Source organism: Kitasatospora sp. NPDC091257, assembly GCF_044757675.1.
Lineage (GTDB): Bacteria > Actinomycetota > Actinomycetes > Streptomycetales > Streptomycetaceae > Kitasatospora > Kitasatospora lactacystinica.
Genome location: NZ_JBIVVI010001091.1, coordinates 1 through 3102, shown reverse-complemented (window position 1 = coordinate 3102; position 3102 = coordinate 1). Strand labels below are relative to the sequence as shown.

Annotated in this window: 1 protein-coding gene; it reads left to right on the top strand. The window is 71.0% G+C overall.

Annotated features, from left to right (window positions below):
• Window positions 1-23: 23 nt before the first annotated feature.
• Window positions 24-2837 carry a ricin-type beta-trefoil lectin domain protein gene (locus tag ACIQOV_RS34755; protein WP_401054840.1) on the top strand — a complete coding sequence of 938 codons (2814 nt, stop codon included), beginning with the start codon at window positions 24-26 and terminating at the stop codon, window positions 2835-2837.
• Window positions 2838-3102 lie beyond the last annotated feature (265 nt).

Below are 3102 nucleotides of genomic sequence, written 5' to 3'. Positions count from 1 at the left end.
CACCCCCACTGAAGGGCCGCAACATGCGAAGTGCACCGGTGGTCAGGGCGATAGTCGCCCTGACCCTTGGTACCACCGCCGCCGCCTGGTCACCCGCCACGGCGACCGCCGCCTCCTCGACCACGACCACCGCCTGGTCCAACGGCGCGTTCTCCGTCGACACCGCGAGCCTCGTCCGCGAGGCGAACATCGTCCTGGGCAGCCCGAACACCGCGGCGACCCAGTCGATTCCGCTGGGCAACGGCACCCTCGGCGCCGCGGTCTGGGCCGCCAACGGCTTCACCGCCCAGCTCAACCGCGCCGACACCCTGCCCGGCCGCAAGTCCCCCGGCTGGCTCCAGATCCCCGGCCTGTCACGGATCACGAGCGCAGCCGACTTCACCGCCACCGTCGACCCGTACGACGGCGTGCTGCGCGAGTCCGGCGGCGGGATGAGCGCGGCGATCCACGTCCGCGCCGACAAGGACGAGCTGGTCGTCGACGTGACCGGCGCCGATCCGAACACCGCCCAGTCCGCCACGGTCAACCTGTGGTCCGGGCGCACCCCGGCCGCAGCGGCCTCCGGCAGCATCGCGACACTCGCCGAGACCTGGGTCGACAACAACGCCACCACCGGATCCGGCCGGACCTTCGGCTCGTTGGCCGCACTCACCGCCGACGGGCGCGACGTCACCGCCACGGTCGCCGACGCACAGACCGTGCAGGTGAACCTCACCCCCAACGCCGACGGCAGCTTCCGCATCCTGGTCGGCAGCCCGAACTGGACCGGCGGCAACGCCGCCACCACCGCCGCCTCGCTGCTGGGTTCGGACGCGACCGCGAGCGCCGACGCCCTGCGGGCACCACACCTGGCCTGGTGGCACGACTACTGGGGCAAGCTCGGCCTGGTGAAGCTCTCCTCGGCGGACGGGACCGCCGCCTACCTGGAGAAACTGCGCACCCTGTACTACTTCTACACCGCCGAGGAGTCCCGCGGGCCGCTGCCCGGCTCCCAGGCCGGAGTCGCCGACCTCTTCAACTTCTCCCAGGACACCCAGAACTGGTACCCGGCCGGCTACTGGTTCTGGAACATCCGCGGACAGGTGGCCGCCAACATCGGCGCCGGCGCCTTCGACCTCAACACCGGCCTCTACAACCTCTACACCTCCAACCTGGCCGACATCCAGGCCTGGACCAGGACCCACATGGGCAACCGGCCCGGGATCTGCGTGCCGGAGACCATGCGCTTCAACGGCAACGGCTTCCAGAACGACGGCGACCCGTTCGGCGACGCCTCCTGCGACCAGGCACTGACCACCTGGAACGGTGCCACGGTCTCCACCGGCGCCGAAATCGGGCTCTGGGTCTGGCAGCAGTACCTGACCACCGGTGACAAGGCCTTCCTGACGGCGAACTACCCGCTCATGCAGCAGTCCGCCCAGTTCCTGCTGGCCTTCACCACGGTCGGCGCCGACGGGAAGCGGCACGCGGTGGCCAACGTCCACGAGAACCAGTGGAACGTGCAGGACCCGGTCAACATGATCGACGCGATGAAGGGCCTCTTCCCCGCCACGATCTCCGCCGCCAGGATCCTGAACGCCGACGCCTCACTGATCTCCCGACTGCACGCCGCGATCCCGCAGATCCCCGACTACCCGCGCACCGACGCCGCGACCCACCGGCAGAACCTCACTGCCTCCGCCGACGCCTCCGGCACCGACGTGCTCGGCCAGTCCTCGCAGCCCACCGCGACGGTCTACAACACCGAGAACGACGACCTGGAAGCCGTCTGGCCCTACGGCCTGATCGGCGACGACTCACCACTGCTGCCCGTGGCCCGGCGCACCTACAGCAGCCGGGTCAACGTCCAGCAGAACGACTGGAGCTTCGACGCCGTCCACGCCGCCCGCCTCGGCCTGCCCGACCGGGTCGCCGCCGACCTGACCGCCCTGACCCGGAAGTACCAGACCTATCCCACTGGCCTGGCCAACCTGTGGGGCCAGTCCGGCGGCACCGAGCCCTACATCGAGCAGGCCGCCAACGTCGCACTCGCGATCAACGAGGCCCTGGTCCAGGACTACGACGGCCTGCTGCGGATCGCCCCGGCCCTGCCACAGGGCTGGGACGCCGACGGCACCCAGTACATCCACGGCGGCAGCACCGTCTCCGTCCAGGTCCACGGCGGCGTCATCGGCACCGTCGGCATCCACGCCGGCTCCACCGGCACCATCAACATCCGCAACCCCTGGCCCGGCCAGAGCGTTTCGGTCGTCGACGGCACCGACAAGTCGACCCTCATCGTCCGCCCCACCAGGGCCGGACGGTTCACCATCCCGACCACGGCCGGCAAGTCCTACCTGGTCCAGCAGGTGTCGGTCCCGGTCTCCGGCATGACGTTCAGCCGGCTCTCCGGCACACCGGCGACAGCGGCCAGCCACCTGGGCACCGTCCAGATCGGCCTGGACAGGACCACCGGCACCGGCCACATCACCGGCATCAACGGCCTGTGCGTCGACGACTCCGGAGCCGGCACCGCCGACGGCAACCCGATCGTCGTCTGGGCCTGCAGCGGCACCGCCGCCAACCAGCAGTGGACCGTCGGCACCGACGGCACCCTGCGCACCCTCGGCAAATGCATGACCGCCCCCGGCACCAACCCCGGCAACAACACCCCCGTCCAGCTGTACGGCTGCGTGAGCGGCGCCGGAAACCAGGTCTGGCAGCCCCAGGCCGACGGCACCCTCAAGAACCCGCAGAGCAACAAGTGCCTGGACGACTCGGGCGCCGGCCCCGCCGGCACCGGGCTGATCCTGTGGGACTGCTCCGCCGCCGCCAACCAGATCTGGCGCCTGCCCTGATCCCGACCTGACGCACCGAGGCCCGGGTGCCGACCCATGGTGGTGGTCGGCACCGTCTTCGGCGAGGCGACGCCGGGTCGGCCCGGCCGGCAGTGGATCGGACCCGTCGTTGTTCAGGGGAGGGTGGCGAGGGTGTGCAGGGTGGCGAGGACCTCGGCCTCGACGACGGCCGTGGGGGTGTAGAGGGTCTCGTCGTGCCACAGGAGCGGATGCGCGGGGGCGTCGGGCAGGTGGTGGCCGAGGGAGGTGCGGGCGCGGGCGAGGG

Bases quoted from the DNA above. Each gene is read 5' to 3' on its own strand.
- ACIQOV_RS34755 (WP_401054840.1), top strand. From the start codon at position 24: ATGCGAAGTGCACCGGTGGTCAGGGCGATAGTCGCCCTGACCCTTGGT.